Here is an 18,847-nt window from a genome sequence, read left to right as displayed (position 1 = left end):
GAGAGCATGTGGGATGAGGTGCTGCGCCGCATCCGGGCCCTGCGCCCGCGGCTTGACGAATTGAGGGATGATCTTTGACCTCGCCGGGAAGCGGCGGGAGATCGAGCGCATCGAGCAAGCCATGACGGAACCCGGTTTCTGGGATGATCCGGAGCGGGCCCAGCACCAGGTCCGGCAGCTGAAGGTCCTCAAGGGGCCCGTGGAGCGCTACGAGGCCCTGGACCGCCAGCTGGAGGACCTGCAGGTGCTGGCCGAACTGGCAGCGGAGGAGGCCGACGTCTCGGTCATCCCGGAGCTGGAAGAAGGCATCGCGCAAGTGGAGGAGGGCCTGCGGCAGCTGGAGCTGGAGCTGCTGCTGACGGGGCCGTACGACGGGTACGACGCCATCGTCTCCCTGCACCCCGGTGCCGGCGGGACCGAGTCCCAGGACTGGGCCCAGATGCTCTGGCGGATGTATACCCGCTGGGCGGAAGACCGGGGCTACCAGGTGGAGGTCCTGGACCTGCTGGAGGGCGAGGAGGCGGGCATCAAGAGCGTCACCTTTGCCGTCCGCGGGCCCAATGCCTACGGTTACCTGCGTAGCGAGCACGGGGTGCACCGGCTGGTGCGCATCTCGCCCTTCGACGCCGCGGGGCGGCGCCATACCTCCTTCGCTTCGGTGGACGTCCTGCCCGATCTGGGGGACAGCCCCGAGATCGAGATCCGGCCGGAGGACCTGCGTATCGACGTCTTCCGGGCGGGGGGTCACGGGGGCCAGCACGTCAACAAGACCGAGTCGGCGGTGCGCATCGTGCACCTGCCTACGGGGATCGTGGCCACGTGCCAGAACGAGCGCTCCCAGCACTCCAACCGGGAGACGGCCATGAAGATCCTTAAGGCCCGCCTGGCCCGCTACTACGAGGAACAGCGCCTGAAGGAGATCGCAGCCCTGCGGGGTGACGTGGGCGAGATCGCCTGGGGCAACCAGATCCGATCCTACGTTTTCCAGCCCTACACCCTGGTCAAGGACCACCGCACCGGGGTGGAAGTCGGCAACGTCCAGGCGGTGATGGACGGCCAGCTGGACGTGTTCATCAACGCGTATCTGAAGTGGGAGGCCGCGCGGAGCGGGAAGCTGGGGGCGCGCAGCGGGGAGGGGCCCGGCCAGGCCCGGGATGCGGCGGCCGCCCGGGGTCAGGGCGAGTAGCAGGCTCCCGGCCCCCGGGGGTGCCGGTCCACGGGCCGTCCATTCCCACAAGCGAGCCGGCCGCGGGAGGCGAGCCGCTGCCCGAGGTCAACTCCGGGCGGCGTCATACGATAACTGTACGGGAGGTCCACCGCCGGCCTCCCCTTTTTGCGTCTCCGCAGGACGCCGGGGATACCGATTTTCGGCCATGGTGGCGAATTCCACCCATCAGCGGGGAGGGTTTGACCCCGTAAGGTCGAAGTACGCCGGGCGCGGGAATTGTCGAGAGGTGGCACCCCCCGTGATCGAGTTCATCAATGTCAGCAAGGTCTACCCCAATGGCGTCACGGCGCTTCAGGACGTCAGCCTGCACATCGAACGGGGCGAATTCGTGTTCCTGGTGGGGCCCTCGGGGGCGGGCAAGTCGACCCTGGTTCGCCTGATCTATCGCGAAGAGGTGCCCACCCGGGGCATCGTGCTGGTGGACGGCCTTAACGTGGGGCGGATGCGCCGCCGGGACGTGCCGTACCTGCGGCGGCAGATGGGCGTGGTCTTCCAGGACTTCAAGCTGCTGCCCAACCGGACGGCCTACGAAAACGTGGCCTTTGCCATGTTCGTCACGGGGCACACCCAGCGCCAGATCCGGCGCCGGGTGCCCGAGGTCCTGGAACTGGTGGGCTTGCGGGACAAGGCCGGTGCCCTGCCGTCGGAACTGTCGGGCGGCGAGCAGCAGCGGGTGGCGGTGGCCCGGGCTGTGGTCAACCACCCCAAGATCCTGCTGGCCGATGAGCCGACGGGCAACCTGGACCCCGAGACGGCGTGGGGCATCATGGAGCTTCTGGTGGAGATCAACCGGCGCGGGACCACGGTGGTGGTGGCGACCCACGCCCACAACATCGTGAACGCCCTCAAGCGGCGCGTGGTGCGGGTTGAAGCCGGCCGCGTCATTGCCGATCAGACCCAGGGGGTGTACGAGCGTGCGATTTGAGACGCTCGGGTACTTCCTGCGCGAGGCGTTGACGGGGATCCGGCGCAACGGGTTCATGAGCTTTGCGTCGGCATCCACGGTGTTCGTTTCCCTGGTGGTGCTGAGCCTGCTGCTGGTGGTGGCGGCCAACGTCCGCCACCTGGCGGCCTACGTCGAGTCGCAGGTCGCGGTGGTAGCCTTCCTGGCGCCGGGTACCGGCCGCGCCGAGGGCCGGGCGCTGGAGCAGCGCATCGCCGGCATGGAGGGCGTGGCCGGCACCCGGTTCGTCACCCGGGAAGAAGCCTTGCAGGACCTGAAGACGATGTTCGGCGACCGCGCCGACCTGCTGGAGGGCGTGGAGCAGGAGAACCCGCTGCGCGACTCCATCGAAGTCCGCCTGGCGGATCCGCGCTATGGCGAGAAGGTGGCCGCGGCGCTGCGCCAGTCGGCCGGGGTGGAAGACGTCAAGTACCGCCGCGACCTGGCGGACCGCATCCGCCGCGTCGGTGACGCGGTGCGGACGGGTTCCGCCGTGCTGGTGGGCTTGCTGGCGGTCACCACCCTGTTCCTCATCTCCAACACCATCCGGCTGACGGTGTACGCCCGCCGGCGGGAGATCCAGATCATGAAGCTGGTCGGGGCCACCGACTGGTTCATTCGCTGGCCCCTGATCATCGAAGGCATCCTGCTGGGGCTGGCCGGGGCAGGGGCGGCGGCCGCTCTGGCCTGGTGGGGATATGACCGGCTGCTGGTCGAGGTGACCCGGGCGATGCCCTTCATCCCCCTGGTACCCCGGGAGCCGCTGCTGCCGCAGGTGGCGCAGGTGGTGGTGCTGGGCGGAGCCCTCCTGGGAGCCCTGGGCAGCTCCTTGTCCCTGCGCCGGCACCTGCGGGTCTGAGCCGGGGCAACGTCTTGGCCGGGCCCGAAGGGCTCTGGCCGTAAGGGGACCGCCGCAGGCGGAGGCGACGGCCGGGCCGGGTGCGACGGGGCGCGTTGCCCGGCCGGGCAGCCCGGCCTAGACCGCGTCCATCGGCCCTGTCACGGCGAGTCCGGCAAGTCGAGTCCGTTGTGTCCGTTGTTCAGAGGGGACGAACCGGCCACGGGCGCGGCCGCTCCGGGGGTGGGCACCCCGGGCTGGCGGCCGCGCGGGTTCGCCGCGGCCGGGGTTCATCCGGGGAGGGCATTGCGCATGGCGTGGTGGCGAGGGCCGTGGTTTGCGCGCTGGGGGGAGGACGAGCCCTGGGCCGGAAACGTGCAGCCCCGGGGTGTTCGCAAGCTCCTGGGGCGGGCGGGCGCGAAGAGCGGCCGGCCGGGGACCGGCGCCCTCGAGGGGTGCCGCGGCGGGTGCCGTGGCGAGGGGGCGCCGGCCGGCGGGGGTGCGCCGGAAAGGCCGCTGCCGGTTCCCAACGCCGGGTCGTCCCCGGCCCGTGACGCTGGGGGCGGGACCGCCGTCCGGACCAGGACAGGGGAGGCTCCGGGCCGGCCGGGTCGCAACCGGAGGGCGGTGCGGCGCCGGGGGACGCGGGCCGTCACGGTGCTGGTGGCGGCCGCCCTGGTGGCGGGGGTGCTGTCCGGGGTGGCCGGACCGGCGCCGGCTCCGGTGCGGGCGGCAAGCTCCATCAGCGAGCTCCGCCAGAAGATCAACGAGGCCAACGAGACCCTGCGCCAGCTGGAGCAGCGCCAGGCGGAAGCCCAGCGCAAGCTGAAGGCGCTCAAGCAGGACGAGGCCTCCATCGCCGAGCGGGTGCGGATTCTGGAGGCCCAGATCCGTGAAACCCGGGTGAAGCTGGCGGAGCTGACGGAGAAGGTGCGCGAGGCCGAGGCCCGGGTGGAAGCGAAGCAGCAGGAGATCGACGAAGCCACCCGCCAGCTGGAGCAACGGGAAGATTACGTGGCCCGGCGGATTCGGGCGATTCAAGAGAACGGCACCGTGGGCGTGCTGGAGGTTCTCTTCGAGGCCAACAGCTTCTCCGACTTCCTGACCCGCCTCGACCTCTTGAGCCAGATCCTGCGCCACGACCTGGACGTGATGGCCCAGGTGCAGGCGGAGCGGGAGCGCCTGGTGGCCGAGAAAAAGGAGCTGGACGCCGAGCGCCAGAAGCTGGTGGCGCTGAAGGCCGAGGTGGAGCGGCAGCAGAGGCAGCTCAACGCCACCGTTGCCAGCCACAAGGACGAGCTGGCCAGGCTGGCGGAACAGCGGCGGCGCATGGAAGAGCACCTTGAGGCCCTGGAGGCCGACTCCAAGGAAGTGGAAAGGCTGCTGAAGAACCTGCAGGCGGATCTGAAGCGCCAGCTGGAGGCGCTCAACCGCAACCGGGCGCCCCGGAGCGGGGGCCGCTTCCTGTGGCCGGTGCCCGGCGAGTACACCATCACCTCCGGGTTCAACCCGGCCCGCCGCCATCCCATCTACGGGACGGTGCGGCCCCACACGGGGATTGACATCGACGGCCAGGGGCCGCCGGACCCGAATCCCAGCACCTGGGATGAGATCGTGGCGGCCGACGACGGCATCGTGGTGGCCTCGCGCTACATGTCGGGTTACGGCAACACCATCATCATCGCCCACGACGAGACGTACTCCACCCTGTACGGCCATCTGAGCCGCCGCTACGTGGAGCCGGGCCAGGTGGTGCGGCGGGGGCAGGTCATCGGGCTGATGGGCACCACGGGTGCGTCCACCGGAACCCACCTCCATTTTGGGGTTTGGGTCAACGGCCAGCCCGTCAACCCCATGCCGTACCTGCGTTGATGTCGCGGCATGGACGGGTGGGCCTGCGCTGACGGTGCGGTACGGTGACATCGGCGTACGGCGGTGGGTGGCGCCAAGCTGCCGGTGGGGCCGCTGGAGCCCCCCGAGCCGCCGGATTTGACGGAGCAGGGCCGGGAAGCCGGAGCCGGGTTCATCGCCGGGTTCTTCCGCGGCAACCCGGCCCGCTTGTCCTTGAGGGGGGCCGGACCTGTACCCTCACCGGCTGCGAACCCGGGGAACTGCCGGGGCCGGCCACGGCGCCCGCCGGTTCGACCGGCGGGCGGCTCCAGCGCCGCCGCTGCTGCACCCGGGACCGGCCCCCGCGCCGGGTGCCCCTGGCCCGGCAACCGCCCCGCCACCCCAGCCCTCCCACCCCGGCCCCGCCGCCCCGGAGCCGCCCCCGGACCCGCTGTCCCGCACCAGCCGGTTGCCGGCCCCGGCCCGGGCCTGCCGGTGGGGCCGTCGGGCGATGTGCTATCCTGAATTGAGTGAATCGAGATGGCCCTGCTGGCGTGACCCCGCCGGCCCTGGCCCTGCCGGCGAGGCCTTCGGGTACGCATCCGGGGGCTTCGCTCTCCGGCCCTCGACAGTGCGGGCGGAACGGCCGGGGGCATAGGCTGGTGGAGGCACGAGCCTCGCACCGGCTGGGAGGATCGGAACCACCATGACGTCCTTCGGCCATTCCTTCGACACCGGACCGGCCGGGCGGCAGGGGGACCGCCCGGTCTTGACCTTGCGCCAGGCGCTGGCCGGCGCGCTGGTCCTGGTCGTCCTGACGGCGGTGGTGACCCTGGCCGTCTCCGACCGGGTGGAAGGCTTCTGGCTCCGCCTTTTCCCCCAGAGCGTGGCCCTCACCGATGCCGAAAAGCAGCAGCTGCTGGACGAGCTGGTGCGCTCGCCCAACTTCGACCGGTTCCTCACCGTGTTTCAACTGGTGAGGAACCAGTACGTCGACCCGCTGCCTGTGGACCAGCTGCTGGAAGGCGCCACCCGGGGGGTGGTCGAGGCCACGGGGGATCCCTTCTCCGCCTATTTCGATCCGCAGGAGTTTCGCGAGTTCCAGATCGACGTGTCGGGCCACTACAGCGGGATCGGCGTGGTGGTGTCGGAGGGGAAGGATGGGGGCGTGGTCGTCCAGACCCCCTTCGAAGGCTCGCCGGGGGCCACCACGCCCTTCGAAGGGGCGGGGCCGGACGATCCCGTGGGCCTGCGGCCGGGGGACGTGATCATCAGCGTCGACGGGCAGGACGTCACCGGGGAGAGCGTGGAGGCGGTGGCCCGGCGCATCCGCGGCCCCGAGGGAACCCAGGTCACCCTGGAGGTGCTTCGGGAGGGCTATGACAAGCCGCTGAAGTTCGTCCTGACGCGCCGCAACATCGACGTGCCGTCGGTGCAGGCCCACATGCTGGACGGGAAGATCGGCTACATCCACCTGACCCAGTTCCTGCCCGATACCCCCGACGACTTCGATGCAGCGCTGGACGAGCTGCGCCGGCAGGGCATGCAGGGCCTCATCCTGGACCTGCGCAACAACCCCGGGGGCGAACTCCAGGCGGTGGTGCGCATCGCGGACCGGCTCCTGCCCCGGGGGCCCATCGTCCACATCGAGTACCGCCATCGCGGCCGGGAGACCCACTCTTCCGACGCCGCGGCCCTGGGCCTGCCGCTGGCGGTCCTGGTCAACCAGGGGAGCGCCAGTGCCTCGGAGATCCTGGCGGGTGCCATCCAGGATTACGGCGTCGGGGTGCTGGTGGGCGAGCACACCTTCGGCAAAGGCACCGTGCAGACGGTGTGGCCGTTGGACGGCAAAGGCCGCGCCGGCCTGGGCCGGCAGGAGGAGGCGGGGGCGGGCGTCAAGCTGACCGTGGCCCGTTACCTGACACCGAAGGAACGACCCATCGTCACGGGCAAGGGGATCGAGCCCGACGTGCACGTGCCCTTCGACCTGGAAGACCTGAAGGAGATGGGCGACCTGCGCCGCGACCCGCAGCTCCGGGCAGCCTACCAGCGGGTTGAGCAGATGGTCGCCGGCGGCGCATGAAGGGGTCTCTCGAGCTCTGGGGATTGCCGCTCGGGGAGCTGGCCCGGCTGCTGGCCGCCGACACCCTGCCGGCGGCCCTGCTCAACCCGGGCACGGCGCCCCTCTTCCTCCTGGTCCTGGGGCTGGTGGCCTTTCAGTACGCCCGCATCGGGCAGATGGAAGCCCGGCTCTACGGCCGGCCGCTGGTGCCGTTGTGGCACCGGGTGCTGACGGCCATCGCGGCGGGCTTGCTGGGCGGGTTCATCGGAGGGCTGGTGATCACGGCGGCCGGCGTGGTGCTCGAGCCCCGGGACGTCACCCCGCTGTGGCCCGTGGCGCTGGGGCTGGCGCTCATCCGGCCGCGCTTCCTTTGCTTTGCCTACGCCACCGGGCTGATCGGGGCCAGCCACCTGCTGCTGGGGTGGCCCCAGGTCCATGTACCGGGGCTGGTGGCCCTGGTGGGGGCGTTGCACCTGGCCGAGGCCGTGCTGGTTTACGTCGACGGGGCCGAGGGGGCCACGCCGGTCCTGGCGCGCAACGGTCGCGGCGAGGTGGTGGGCGGGTTCCTCCTGCAGCGGTTCTGGCCGGTGCCGGCGGCCATCCTGGTGCTGGTCAACCTGACGGCGCCGGGCGGTGGCATCGAGATGCCCTCCTGGTGGCCGCTGGTCGGACCCGCCGATCCTGCGCGGTTGAACGCTGCGGGCTGGATCGTGGTCGCGCTGCCCCTCGTAGCGGGCCTTGGCTACTCCGACCTGGCCCTGACGGCCACCCCGGGCTCCCGCTCCCGGCAGACGGCCCTGGTGATGGTCCTCTACAGTGCCGCCCTGATGGCCATGGCGGCCCTGGCGGAGCGGGACGCCCGGTGGCTGTGGCCGGCCGTCCTGGCGTCGCCGCTCCTGCACGAGGGAATGATCCAGCTGGGAATTGCCCGCGAGCGGTGGGGGCGCCCCCTCTTTGGCCCGCCCGCCCAGGGGGCCCGGGTGCTCTGGGTCTGGCCGCGGTCGCCGGCAGCGGCGCTGGGCCTGCATGCGGGCGACGTGATCCTCACGGCGAACGGGCGGCCCGTGCGCCGGGAGAGCGATCTGGGGGCCGTGTCCATGGACCTGTGGGAGGGGCCGCCGCGGGTCGTCGACCTGGAGCTGGAGATCCAGCGGGGCAACCGGCGCCTGACCCGGCGGCTGAAGCGTTTCGACCCCGGGGCACCCTTCGGGGCGCTGCTGGTTCCTCCGCCAGGGGACCCGGTGTCGCCGCTGATCGACCTGAGTCGCGGCAAACACTTGTTTGGCGCTTGACAACAGGGGTACACTGGAAGGCGCACCGGCTGGGCCACTGCGGCGCCTGCAGAGGCCCCGTGATCCGGCGGGCCCCGTGCCCGGGCCCCGGTGTCCGGGGACAGGGGCTCCCGTGCCAGCAGCAGGGATGGGGAGGCGGAAGCATGCCTGCGTTCAAGGTGGTGGCCGAATTCGAGCCCCGGGGGGATCAGCCCAAGGCCATCGAGGCCATCAGCCGTGCCTTCCGGGAGGGGGCGCAGGTGGTCACCCTGCTGGGTGCCACGGGCACGGGGAAGACGGCCACCATGGCGTGGGTCATCGAGCAACTGCAGCTCCCCACCCTGGTCATCGCCCACAACAAGACCCTGGCGGGCCAGCTGGCCGCGGAGTTCAAGCAGTTCTTCCCCCATAACGCGGTGGAGTACTTCGTCAGTTACTACGACTACTACCAGCCCGAGGCCTACGTGCCCCAGACGGACACCTACATCGAGAAGGATGCGCTGATCAACGACGAGATCGACAAGCTGCGCCACTCGGCCACCAGCAGCCTGTTCGAGCGCAAGGACGTCATCGTGGTGGCCAGCGTCTCCTGCATCTACGGCCTGGGCGCGCCGGAAGACTACCGGGACCTGGTGCTGTCGCTGCGGGTGGGCAACGAGATGCCCCGGGAACAGATCCTGCGCAAGCTGGTGGACATCCAGTACGCGCGCAACGACGTGGACTTCCAGCGGGGCACCTTCCGGGTGCGGGGCGACGTGATCGAGATCTTCCCGGCGTCCATGGCCGAGCGGGCCATCCGGGTGGAGCTCTTCGGCGACGAGATCGACCGGCTGACGGAGATCGACGCCCTGACGGGAGAGGTGCTGGCCTACCGGGACCACGTGGCCATCTACCCGGCCAGCCACTACGTCACCCACGAGTGGAAGCTCAAGCGGGCCATCGAGTCCATCGAGCGGGAGCTGGAGCAGCGGCTGGCGGAGCTGCGGGCCCGGGACAAGCTGCTGGAGGCCCAGCGCCTGGAGCAGCGCACCCGGTACGACCTGGAGATGCTGCGCGAGGTGGGCTACTGCAGCGGCATCGAGAACTACTCGCGCCACCTGACCGGGCGGGCGCCCGGCGAGCCGCCCTATACCCTGTTGGACTACTTCCCCCGGCCCTTTCTGTGCATCATCGACGAATCCCACGTGACCATCCCCCAGCTGCGGGCCATGTACGAGGGGGAGATGTCCCGCAAGGACTCGCTGATCGAGTATGGCTTCCGGTTGCCGTCCGCCCGGGACAACCGGCCGCTCAAGTTCGAGGAGTTCTGGGAGAAGGTCGGGCAGGTGCTCTTCGTCTCGGCCACGCCGGGGCCCTTCGAGCGGGAGCACTCCGACGTGATCGTGGAGCAGATCGTCCGGCCCACGGGCCTGCTGGATCCCGAGATCGAGGTGCGTCCCACCCGGGGGCAGATCGAGGACCTGCTGGGGGAGATCCGCCAGCGGGTGGAACGCGGCCACCGGGTGCTGGTGACCACCCTGACCAAGCGCATGGCCGAAGACCTGACGGACTACTTGCGGGAGATGGGCGTCAAGGTCCGCTACCTCCATTCGGAGGTCGACACCCTGGAGCGGATGGAGATCATCCGCGACCTGCGCCTGGGCGTGTTCGACGTGCTGGTGGGCATCAACCTGCTGCGGGAAGGGCTTGACCTGCCCGAGGTCTCCCTGGTGGCCATCCTGGACGCGGACAAGGAAGGGTACCTGCGGTCGACCACCGCCCTGATCCAGACCATCGGGCGGGCGGCGCGCAACGTGGAAGGCAAGGTCATCATGTACGCCGACACCATCACCGATTCCATGCGCCAGGCCATCGAGGAGACCTACCGGCGGCGCAAGATCCAGGAGGAATACAACCGCCGGCACGGGATCACGCCCCAGACGGTGCGCAAGGCGGTACGGGACGTGATCGAGGCGACCCATGCCGCGGAGCGGCCGCCGGAGTACCTGGCGGGGAAGCGACTCTCCGACCTGCCCCGCCACCAGATTCCCGAGATCGTCAAGAAGTTGCGCAAGGAGATGGAAGAGGCGGCGCGGGATCTGGAGTTCGAGCGGGCGGCCCTCCTGCGCGACATGATTCTGGAGCTGGAGGCGCGCCGCTTGGGCCAGCCGGCCGGCCGGGACACCCTGCGGGCGGCGGCCACCGCCGGCACCGGGGGCGGCCCATCCCCCGCCGCCCGGCGCCGGGGCCGGGCCGGGCGCGCCGGCAGGTGAGAGCATGGCACAGGACCGGATCGTCATCCGCGGGGCGCGGCAGCACAACCTGAAGAACATCGACCTGGAGCTGCCCCGGGACAAGCTGATCGTCCTCACCGGCCTCAGCGGCAGCGGCAAGAGCTCGTTGGCCTTCGACACCCTCTATGCCGAGGGCCAGCGGCGGTACGTGGAATCGCTGTCCGCCTACGCCCGCCAGTTCCTGGGCCAGATGGACAAGCCGGACGTGGACATGATCGAGGGGCTGTCGCCGGCCATCTCCATCGACCAGAAGACCACCACCCGCAACCCCCGCTCCACCGTGGGCACGGTAACGGAGATCTACGACTACCTGCGGCTGCTCTTCGCCCGGGTGGGGCATCCCCATTGCCCCCAGTGCGGCCGGCCCATCAGCCAGCAGACGGTGGAGCAGATGGTGGACCGGGTGCTGGAGCTGCCCGAAGGCACCCGGGTGCAGGTCCTGGCGCCCCTGGTCCGGGGGCGGAAGGGCGAGCACGAGAAGGTCTTCGACGAGGCCCGGCGGGCCGGGTTCGTCCGGGTGCGGGTGGACGGCCAGGTGCGGGAGCTGGCCGAGCTGCCGCCGGGTTTCAAGCTGGAGAAGAACAAGAAACACACCATTGAGGTGGTGGTCGACCGCATCGTGGTGCGGCCGGGGGCCCGGTCCCGGCTGGCCGACTCCATCGAGACGGCCCTGGGGCTGGCCGACGGGCTGGTGCTGATCGACGTGCTGGACGGGGAGGCCATGCTCTTCAGCCAGCGCTTTGCCTGCCCCGAGTGCGGCACCAGCCTGGAAGAGCTCAGCCCCCGCATGTTCTCCTTCAACAGCCCGTACGGGGCTTGCCCGGAGTGCTCCGGGCTGGGCAGCCGGCTGGAGATCGACCCCGAGCTGGTGATCCCCGACCGCCGCAAGTCCCTGGCCGACGGCGCGGTGGTGCCCTGGAGCCGGGGAACCTCCAACTACTACCCGCAGCTGCTGATGGCGGTGGCGCGCCACTTCGGGGTCGACTGGGAGGCGCCGCTGGAGGAGGCGGGGGAGGAGTTCATCCGGGTGCTGCTCTACGGCACGCCGGAGCCCATCCGCTTCCGCTACGAGAACCGGTACGGGCGGGTGCGGGACCGGTACGTCCAGTTCGACGGCGTGGTGGCCAACCTGGAGCGGCGCTACCGGGAAGCCACCACCGACTTCCAGCGGGAAGAGATCGAGCAGTACATGAGCGCCCACCCCTGCCCGGCCTGCCGTGGGGCCCGCCTGCGGCCTGAATCCCTGGCGGTCACTGTGGGAGGCAAGAACATCGCCCAGGTGACGGCCATGTCCGTGCGCCAGCTGCTGGGCTTCCTGGACCAGCTGCGGCTGACGGAGCGGGAGGCGGTGATCGCCCGGGAGGTCATCAAGGAGATCCGGGCGCGGCTCCACTTCCTGGCCGACGTGGGGCTGGATTACCTCACCCTGGACCGCCCGGCCGGCACCCTGTCGGGCGGCGAGGCCCAGCGCATCCGCCTGGCCACCCAGATCGGATCGGGCCTGGTGGGCGTACTCTACATCCTGGACGAACCCAGCATCGGCCTGCACCAGCGGGACAACGCGCGGCTGATCGCCACGCTGCAGCGCCTCCGGGACCTGGGCAACACCCTGGTGGTGGTGGAGCACGACCAGGACATGATGGAAGCCGCCGACTTCATCGTCGACATCGGACCGGGCGCCGGCGAGCACGGCGGCCGGGTGGTGGTGGCCGGTACCCTTCAGGATGTGATCCGCTGCCCCGAGTCGGTGACGGGCCAGTACCTCTCGGGCCGGCGGTCCATTCCGGTGCCGGAACGGCGGCGGCAGCCCAACGGCCGGTGGCTGGTGGTGAAGGGGGCGCGGGAGCACAACCTCAAGGGCATCGACGTGCGCTTCCCCCTCAACCTGCTGGTGTGTGTAACGGGCGTGTCGGGCAGCGGCAAGTCGACCCTGGTCAACGACATCCTCTACCGGCGCCTGGCGCAGCACGTCTACGGCACCAGGACGCGGCCCGGCGAGCACGACGGCATCGAGGGCCTGGAGCACGTCCGCAAGGTGGTCAACGTGGACCAGTCGCCCATCGGGCGGACGCCGCGGTCGAACCCCGCCACCTACACCGGCGTCTTCGACTTCATCCGCGAGCTCTTCGCGGCCACCCCCGAGGCCCGGATGCGGGGTTACACCAAGGGACGGTTCAGCTTCAACGTGCGGGGCGGCCGCTGCGAGGCCTGCAAGGGCGACGGCATCATCAAGATCGAGATGCACTTCCTGCCCGACGTCTACGTGCCGTGTGAGGTGTGCAAGGGCAAGCGATACAACCGCGAGACCCTGGAGATCAAGTACAAGGGCAAGTCCATCGCCGACGTGCTGGACATGACGGTGGAAGAGGCGCTGGAATTCTTCGCGGCGGTGCCCCGGGTGCAGCGGAAGCTGCAAACCCTGTACGACGTAGGGCTGGGGTACATCCGGCTGGGGCAGCCGGCCACGGAGCTGTCCGGCGGCGAGGCCCAGCGGGTCAAGCTGGCCACCGAGCTCTCCCGCCGGTCCGACGGCGGGACGGTCTATATCCTGGACGAGCCGACCACGGGGCTGCACTTCGCCGACATTCACCGGCTGGTGGACGTGCTGCAGCGGCTGGTGGACGCCGGGGACACGGTGATCGTCATCGAGCACAACCTGGACGTGGTCAAGGTGGCCGACTGGGTCATCGACCTGGGGCCCGAGGGGGGCGACGGCGGCGGCCGGGTGGTGGCCGAGGGGCCGCCCGAGGCCATCATGGCCGAACCCGCCTCCTACACGGGCCGGTTCCTGCGCCAGCATCTGGAGCGCCAGGCTCGCCGGTCGGGCACGGGCGGCCAGCTGCCCGGGGCGGTCCCGGCGGAGGGGATGGTCGCCGCGGACGGCCTGGCCGCCGGGGATCGCCCGGCCTCGCGGGACGGTGGCGCGGTGGCCCGGGCCGCGGGGCGATAGACCGGCCGCTCTCAGGCGGGCCGGCGGGTGATGACGACCCGCGGGCCGCGGGCGGGGGGCGGCGGGTCTTGCCCCTCGCGGGCCGGTTCCTGCTCGCAGCGTTCCGGGGGCAGGGGCCCGGACGGCCCAGCACCGGCCGGGCCGTGCGGCTCCCCGCCGGGGTTGCGGTCACCGTTCCCGGACGGGTCCGGAGGTTGCGCCCCCACGGGGCGGGGTGCCCGGCTGGGGCGGCGCGGCCGGCGCCGGTTGTCCCCAGCGCCGGGCTCGCCGGGGTCCGGGTCGGGGGGGTTGAACTCCCGCAGCAGCGCCTGGGCGACGGCGGCCACGGGCACGGCCAGGATCGCCCCCAGGATCCCGGCCACCTCGTATCCGGCCAGCAGGGCCAGCAAGGTGGCCAGGGGGTGGAGCCCCACGGCCTGGCCCGTGATGCGGGGCACCAGCAGGTTGCCCTCCACTTGCTGGACCACGATGAAGAACAGGGTCACGTAGAGAACGGCGGGCCACGGCTGGAACAGGGCCACCAGGATGGCGGGGATGGCCCCTAGGACGGCGCCCACGATGGGCAGCAGCTCCATGACCCCCGCGATGACGCCCAGCAGGGCCGGGTAAGGAATGCCCAGAAGGCTGAGACCGATGCCGACCACCACGCCGATGATCAGACCCAGCAGCAGCTGGCCCCGCAGGTAGCCGCCGAAGACGCGCAAGGCCACCGCCTGGGCGCGGCGGACGGGCCGGCGGTACCGGGCGGGCAGGTAACCTAGCATCTGCCGGTTGAGCCCGGAACCGTCGACCACTAGGTAGATGGAGATCACCAGGACCAGCACGGCGTTGGCCAGGGTGGTGCCGATACCGGTCACAACGGCGGTCAGGCCGGCCAGGATGCGGTTGGTGCTGCCGGCTACCCGCTGCAGGAACTGGCCGGCGAGATCCTGGGGCTCCACGCTGACCCCGTAGCGTGCCAGGAATTCCCGCAGGAGTTCCATGTACTTCTGCAGGACGGGAACCGCTTCCGCCACCTGCTGCCGGTAGCGCGGCACGGACCAGAACAGCTCCTGGGCCTGCTCCTTGATAGGGCCGGCCAGGTAGACCACGCCCAGGGCCAGGAGCGCCACAAACGCCAGGTAGAGCAACAGGGCGGCCAGGGCCCGGCTGCGCATGCCGCGCTCCAGGAAGCTGACGGCCGGTTCTAGCAAAAACGCCAGCACCCCCGCCAGCCCGAGCAGGGTCAGGGTGCGCCCAAAGTGGGAAAGCACCCACCAGGCGAGCCAGAGCACACCCGCGCCGGCCAGGATGTTGAGGAGCCCCACCAGGGTAGACCAGGCCGGTCCCGCAGGCCCCGGCGGTCCCGCCGGGGGTGAGGCCGGCTGCTTGGGCGGTTCCGTTGCCAACGACCATCCCTCCGCCGCCCGAGATGACCCGCATCCGAGTGCCCGGCGCCGCGCCCGGGTGCACGCACCAACCGGATCCTTGAGCGCCACCGGCCCATCTTCGACGGCAGCGCCGCCGGTTTCCTTCTTTCTCGATGGACGGTATGGTCGCCAAGAGACGGTATGGTCGCCAAGCCGGTCGTTTATTTCCCCTTCATCCTGCGGGGGACCGGCGCTGCAGGCCGGCTTCAAACGCCGGTCAACGGCAGGGCGATCTGGCCGGGAACCCCGCGGGAACGCCGGGTCCCGTGCCCGGGGAGGCCCCGGCGACCGGCCACAGGGGCACGGCCCGATGCGCCGGCCGGGTTCCTGTCGCGGGTGGCGGCGCGGGCAGGCTGTTCGAATGCGCCGCCGGCGGCGGGGAGCGGGGCGGCGGCGGGCTGGCGGCCGGCAGGCCTGGGCCCTGCCGGCCGGTTCGCCGGCGGGAGCATCGGGAACATGGCCGTCACGCCTGCCATGGCGGCGACGGGCACCGTGGCGACCGGGGCCGCGAGCCCGGACGGGGCAGCCGCCCGCTTGGCGTCACCGCCGGCGGAAGGGGAGGTCCCAGCCGGCGGGGTCACCCGCTGTGCCCGCTCCGGTCGCGGTCCGGCCAGACCCCACCGGGTTTTCAACTCTTCGACCCGCCGGAGCACGCTTTCCCGGTAGAACGGTGCCGCCTCCCTCCCCCGATAGAGGGCGCGGTACATGGGCATCAGATCGGGCCGCAGGCGGGCCAGGGCCGGGAAGACCCACTCCCGCACGCCGGGCCCCAGGTGCATGACCCCTGGCCACAGGAAGGCCGCCCCGTGCTGCGCGGCCGCTTTCACCACGGCTTCCAGGTGGAGCCGGTCGTCGGTGATGCCGGGCAGGATGGGGGCCAGGAAGACACCAGCCCGGATACCAGCGGCCCGCAGCCGTTCCAGGACCCGCAGCCGCTGGGCAGGGTGGGGGGTGCCGGGCTCCAGCTGGCGCCACAGGCCGGGATCGACCGTCGGGATGGAGATGTTCACCGTGCAGCCGGCCCGGCGGCTGGCCTCGACCAGCAGGTCCAGGTCGCGCAGGACCAGGGTGCTCTTGGTGGTGATGGAGAAGGGGGTCTCGGCGTCGATCAAGGCCTGCAGGATGCCGCGCATTAGCCGGTACTTCCCCTCGATGGGCTGGTAAGGGTCGGTGGCGGTGCCGATGGCCACCAGCTCCCGGTTCCATCCCGGCCGGGCCAGGTCCCGGCGCAGGGCTTCCACCGCACCCTGCTTCACGAAGATCACCGATTCGAAGTCCAGGCCGCCGTCGAGCCCCAGATAGGGATGGGTGGCCCGGGCATAGCAGTACACGCAGCCGTGGGTGCACCCGCGGTAGGGGTTGATGCTCCACTGGAAGGGCATTCCCGAGACGCGGTTGATCAGGCTCTTACAGGGCAGCCAGCGGTACTGGATGCGGCGGGTGCGGGGACGCACGAGACCACCACCTCCCCGGCAACCTGGATCGGTTGCGAACACGTGTTCCCTACCAGACATTGTAGGAGGGAATGGGTGTTCGGTCAAGGGCTCCGGATCGTGCTATGATCAAATCTGCGGCGTGAGAAGCCCGCCGGGAGGTGGGCCCTACCGGGTGAAAGGAGGCGGGATGGTGCCGAACGGGCGACGGCGCGGCGATCCCCAAACCCCAGCCCCGCCCCCGCCTGGGGTTGGGGCGGCGCCTACAAGCCAGCTCGAGCCCGCGGGCGAGCGCGGCCCCGCAGGCGGGTTGGGGACTGCCGGCCGGCGGGGTCCCGCGGCCGGACCGGATCCCTCCGGCTCGCCCGTCCCCCCCGGGGACCTGGGGCCCGCCCGCCCTCCGGATGCCCCCGCCGGGACGGGGGTACCCGGAGGGGCCCTTCGCCAGCGGGCTGCCGACCTGCCCGAACAGCCCGGCGTGTACCTGTTCAAGGACGCCCAGGGCCAGGTGCTCTACGTGGGCAAGGCGCGCTCCCTGCGCCAGCGGGTCCGGTCGTACTTCCAGTCCTCCCGCCACCTGCCGGCCCGCATCCAGCGGATGGTGGAGCGGGCGGCCGCCCTGGAGTTCATCGTGACCCGCAACGAGGTCGAGGCCCTGGTCCTCGAGAACACGCTGATCAAGCGCTACCGTCCGCGGTACAACGTCCGGCTGCGGGACGACAAGACCTATCCCTACCTGAAGGTCCACGTCCATGAGGACTGGCCCCGGGTCAGCATCGCACGGCAGGTGCAGGACGACGGCGCCCGCTACTTCGGGCCCTACACCCACTCCGCGTCGCTGCAGGAAGCCCTGCGGCTGATCCGCCGGGTCTTCCCCTACCGCAGCTGCTCCGATCACCGGCTGCGGCGGGGCGGCCGGCCGTGCCTGCACTACTACATCGGCCGCTGCCTGGCTCCGTGTGCCGCCCTGTGCGACCGGGACCGGTACGACGCCATGATCCGCGACCTCATCGCCTTCCTGGAGGGCCGGTCGCGGGAGGTCCTGGAACGGGTGGAGGCGGAGATGCAGTCCGCCGCCGCCCGCTGGGAGTTCGAGCGGGCCGCCGAGCTGCGCGACCAGCTGCGGGCGCTGCACCAGGTCCTGGAGCAGCAGCAGGTGGCCAGCCCCCGCCGGGCGGAGGAAGATGCCATCGGCATCGCCCGCCAGGGCGACCGGGCCCACGCCCAGGTCTTCTTCGTGCGGGAAGGACGGATCATCGGTCGCGAGCAGCTGTCCATGACGGGCGTCGACGGCCTGGACGACGGGGAGCTGCTGGCGGCGTTCCTGACCCAGTACTACGGGCGGGCGACCTTCGTTCCGCGGGAGATCCTGCTGCCCGCCGAGCTGCCCCCGGGCGAGGCGGAGGTCATCGGCCGGTGGCTCAGCCAGCGCCGGGGTGTTCAGGTGCGCCTGCACCGGCCCCAGCGGGGCACGAAGCGCCGGTGGGTCGAACTGGCCGAGCACAACGCCCGCCTGCTGCTGGCCCAGGCGGAGACGGACGACCAGGTGCGCCAGGACCGGGCCCGGCGGGCCCTGGAGGAGCTGGCCCGATACCTGGACCTGGACGAGCCGCCGCGGCGCATCGAGTGCTACGACATCTCCAACTTCCAGGGTGCCCAGCCGGTCGGCTCCATGGTGGTGATGATCCGCGGCGAGCCGGCCAAGGCCGAATACCGCCGCTTCCGCATCCGCACGGTGGAAGCGCCCAACGACTTCGCCAGCATGCAGGAGGTGCTCTACCGCCGCCTGCGGCGCGGCCTGGAGGCGCAGGGGGTGCCCGTGGAAGGCGACGTGCCCTCCACGGCCGGCGCCGGGGAAGGCGACCTGCCGGCCTCCGTCGACCCTGCCGGGGAGACCCCCGCGGCACCGCCGCCTGCGCCCGGCCAGGCCGGCGCGGGTGAGGCAGGGGCGGGACAGGCCGGGGCCGACCGGGCCGGGGCGGGTCTCTCCGGGACCGCCGTCGGCGGAGCCGGCCGGACTCCCGCCGGCGATCCCGGCGCCGCGGAGCTGCGGGGCTTTGCCGACCTGCCGGACCTGATCCTGATCGACGGGGGCAAGGGGCAGCTGTCGGCCGCCCAGGAGGTCCTGGACCGCCTGGGGCTGGTGGACATTCCCGTCTTCGCCCTGGCCAAGCGGTTCGAGCTGGTTTACGCTCCGGACCGGCCGGATCCCATCGTGATCCCGCGGGACTCCCCCGCGCTGCACCTGCTGCAGCGGATCCGGGACGAGGCCCACCGCTTCGCCTTGAGCTACCACCGGCAGCTGCGCCAGCGGGCCGGGTTGCACTCGGTGCTGGAGGAACTGCCGGGCATCGGGCCCCGGCGGAGGAAGGCGCTGCTGGAGGCCTTCGGCTCCCTGGAGGCCATCGCCCGGGCAAGCGAGGACGAACTGGCGGCCGTACCGGGGATGAACCGGGCGGCGGCCCGCACCGTTTACCGGGCCTTCCACCGCCTTCCCACACCGGACACCGGCCCGCCCGGTGGCGATGCCGGGGAAACGGCCACCGGCGGTGGTGGCGATCCCGCCTGAGGGACGGGCTCCCTGCCCGCCCGGCGGGATGCCGGGCCAGG

General features: G+C 71.4%; 11 protein-coding genes. 9 read left to right on the top strand and 2 right to left on the bottom strand.

The window, feature by feature from the left end:
• Positions 1-6 precede the first annotated feature (6 nt).
• From prfB to uvrA, 8 genes are all read left to right on the top strand, one after another.
• Positions 7-1,186, top strand: a protein-coding gene (gene prfB, locus THESUDRAFT_RS09880; protein WP_156821787.1) for a peptide chain release factor 2 whose coding sequence is annotated in 2 segments (ribosomal slippage) — positions 7-75 and positions 77-1,186 — 1,179 coding nt in all. Because the reading frame shifts where the segments join, the coding sequence is not laid out codon by codon here.
• Positions 1,187-1,466: 280 nt separating this feature from the next.
• Complete coding sequence (gene ftsE / locus THESUDRAFT_RS09875) at positions 1,467-2,153, top strand: cell division ATP-binding protein FtsE (protein WP_006904648.1); 687 nt, start codon at positions 1,467-1,469, stop codon at positions 2,151-2,153.
• Entirely contained in the window at positions 2,143-3,030 is an 888-nt protein-coding gene (gene ftsX, locus THESUDRAFT_RS09870; protein WP_006904647.1) for a permease-like cell division protein FtsX, read from the top strand. The genes ftsE and ftsX overlap by 11 nt, the downstream gene beginning before the upstream one ends.
• A gap of 291 nt (positions 3,031-3,321) precedes the next feature.
• A complete protein-coding gene (locus tag THESUDRAFT_RS09865) occupies positions 3,322-4,881 on the top strand; it encodes a murein hydrolase activator EnvC family protein (RefSeq protein WP_006904646.1) in 1,560 nt (519 codons plus the stop codon).
• A gap of 664 nt (positions 4,882-5,545) precedes the next feature.
• Positions 5,546-6,922, top strand: coding sequence for a S41 family peptidase (locus tag THESUDRAFT_RS09860; protein WP_006904645.1), 1,377 nt, complete (start codon positions 5,546-5,548; stop codon positions 6,920-6,922).
• The gene (locus THESUDRAFT_RS09855; protein WP_006904644.1) at positions 6,919-8,193 is read left to right on the top strand and encodes a PDZ domain-containing protein; all 1,275 of its coding nucleotides are present in this window, start codon (positions 6,919-6,921) and stop codon (positions 8,191-8,193) included. Before THESUDRAFT_RS09860 ends, THESUDRAFT_RS09855 begins: the two co-directional genes overlap by 4 nt.
• Positions 8,194-8,336: 143 nt before the next feature.
• Positions 8,337-10,424 carry an excinuclease ABC subunit UvrB gene (gene uvrB, locus THESUDRAFT_RS09850; protein ID WP_006904643.1) on the top strand — a complete coding sequence of 696 codons (2,088 nt, stop codon included), beginning with the start codon at positions 8,337-8,339 and terminating at the stop codon, positions 10,422-10,424.
• 4 nt (positions 10,425-10,428) lie between these two features.
• Positions 10,429-13,395 (top strand): excinuclease ABC subunit UvrA, encoded by a 2,967-nt coding sequence (uvrA, locus tag THESUDRAFT_RS09845; protein WP_006904642.1) that lies wholly within the window; start codon positions 10,429-10,431, stop codon positions 13,393-13,395.
• 11 nt (positions 13,396-13,406) lie between these two features.
• Here uvrA and THESUDRAFT_RS09840 read toward each other — a convergent pair whose 3' ends face one another.
• On the bottom strand, positions 13,407-14,783 hold the full coding sequence (locus THESUDRAFT_RS09840) for an AI-2E family transporter (RefSeq protein WP_006904641.1): 1,377 nt from the start codon (positions 14,781-14,783) through the stop codon (positions 13,407-13,409).
• A gap of 227 nt (positions 14,784-15,010) precedes the next feature.
• On the bottom strand, positions 15,011-16,258 hold the full coding sequence (locus THESUDRAFT_RS09835) for a radical SAM protein (RefSeq protein ID WP_242823314.1): 1,248 nt from the start codon (positions 16,256-16,258) through the stop codon (positions 15,011-15,013).
• Positions 16,259-16,430: 172 nt separating this feature from the next.
• On the opposite strand from THESUDRAFT_RS09835, the gene uvrC reads away from it, so the two are divergent.
• Positions 16,431-18,806 carry an excinuclease ABC subunit UvrC gene (uvrC, locus tag THESUDRAFT_RS09830; protein WP_006904639.1) on the top strand — a complete coding sequence of 792 codons (2,376 nt, stop codon included), beginning with the start codon at positions 16,431-16,433 and terminating at the stop codon, positions 18,804-18,806.
• Positions 18,807-18,847 lie beyond the last annotated feature (41 nt).

The organism is Thermaerobacter subterraneus DSM 13965 (assembly GCF_000183545.2).
Classification (GTDB): Bacteria; Bacillota; Sulfobacillia; order Thermaerobacterales; family Thermaerobacteraceae; genus Thermaerobacter; species Thermaerobacter subterraneus.
This window is presented reverse-complemented; position numbering and strand designations above follow the sequence as displayed.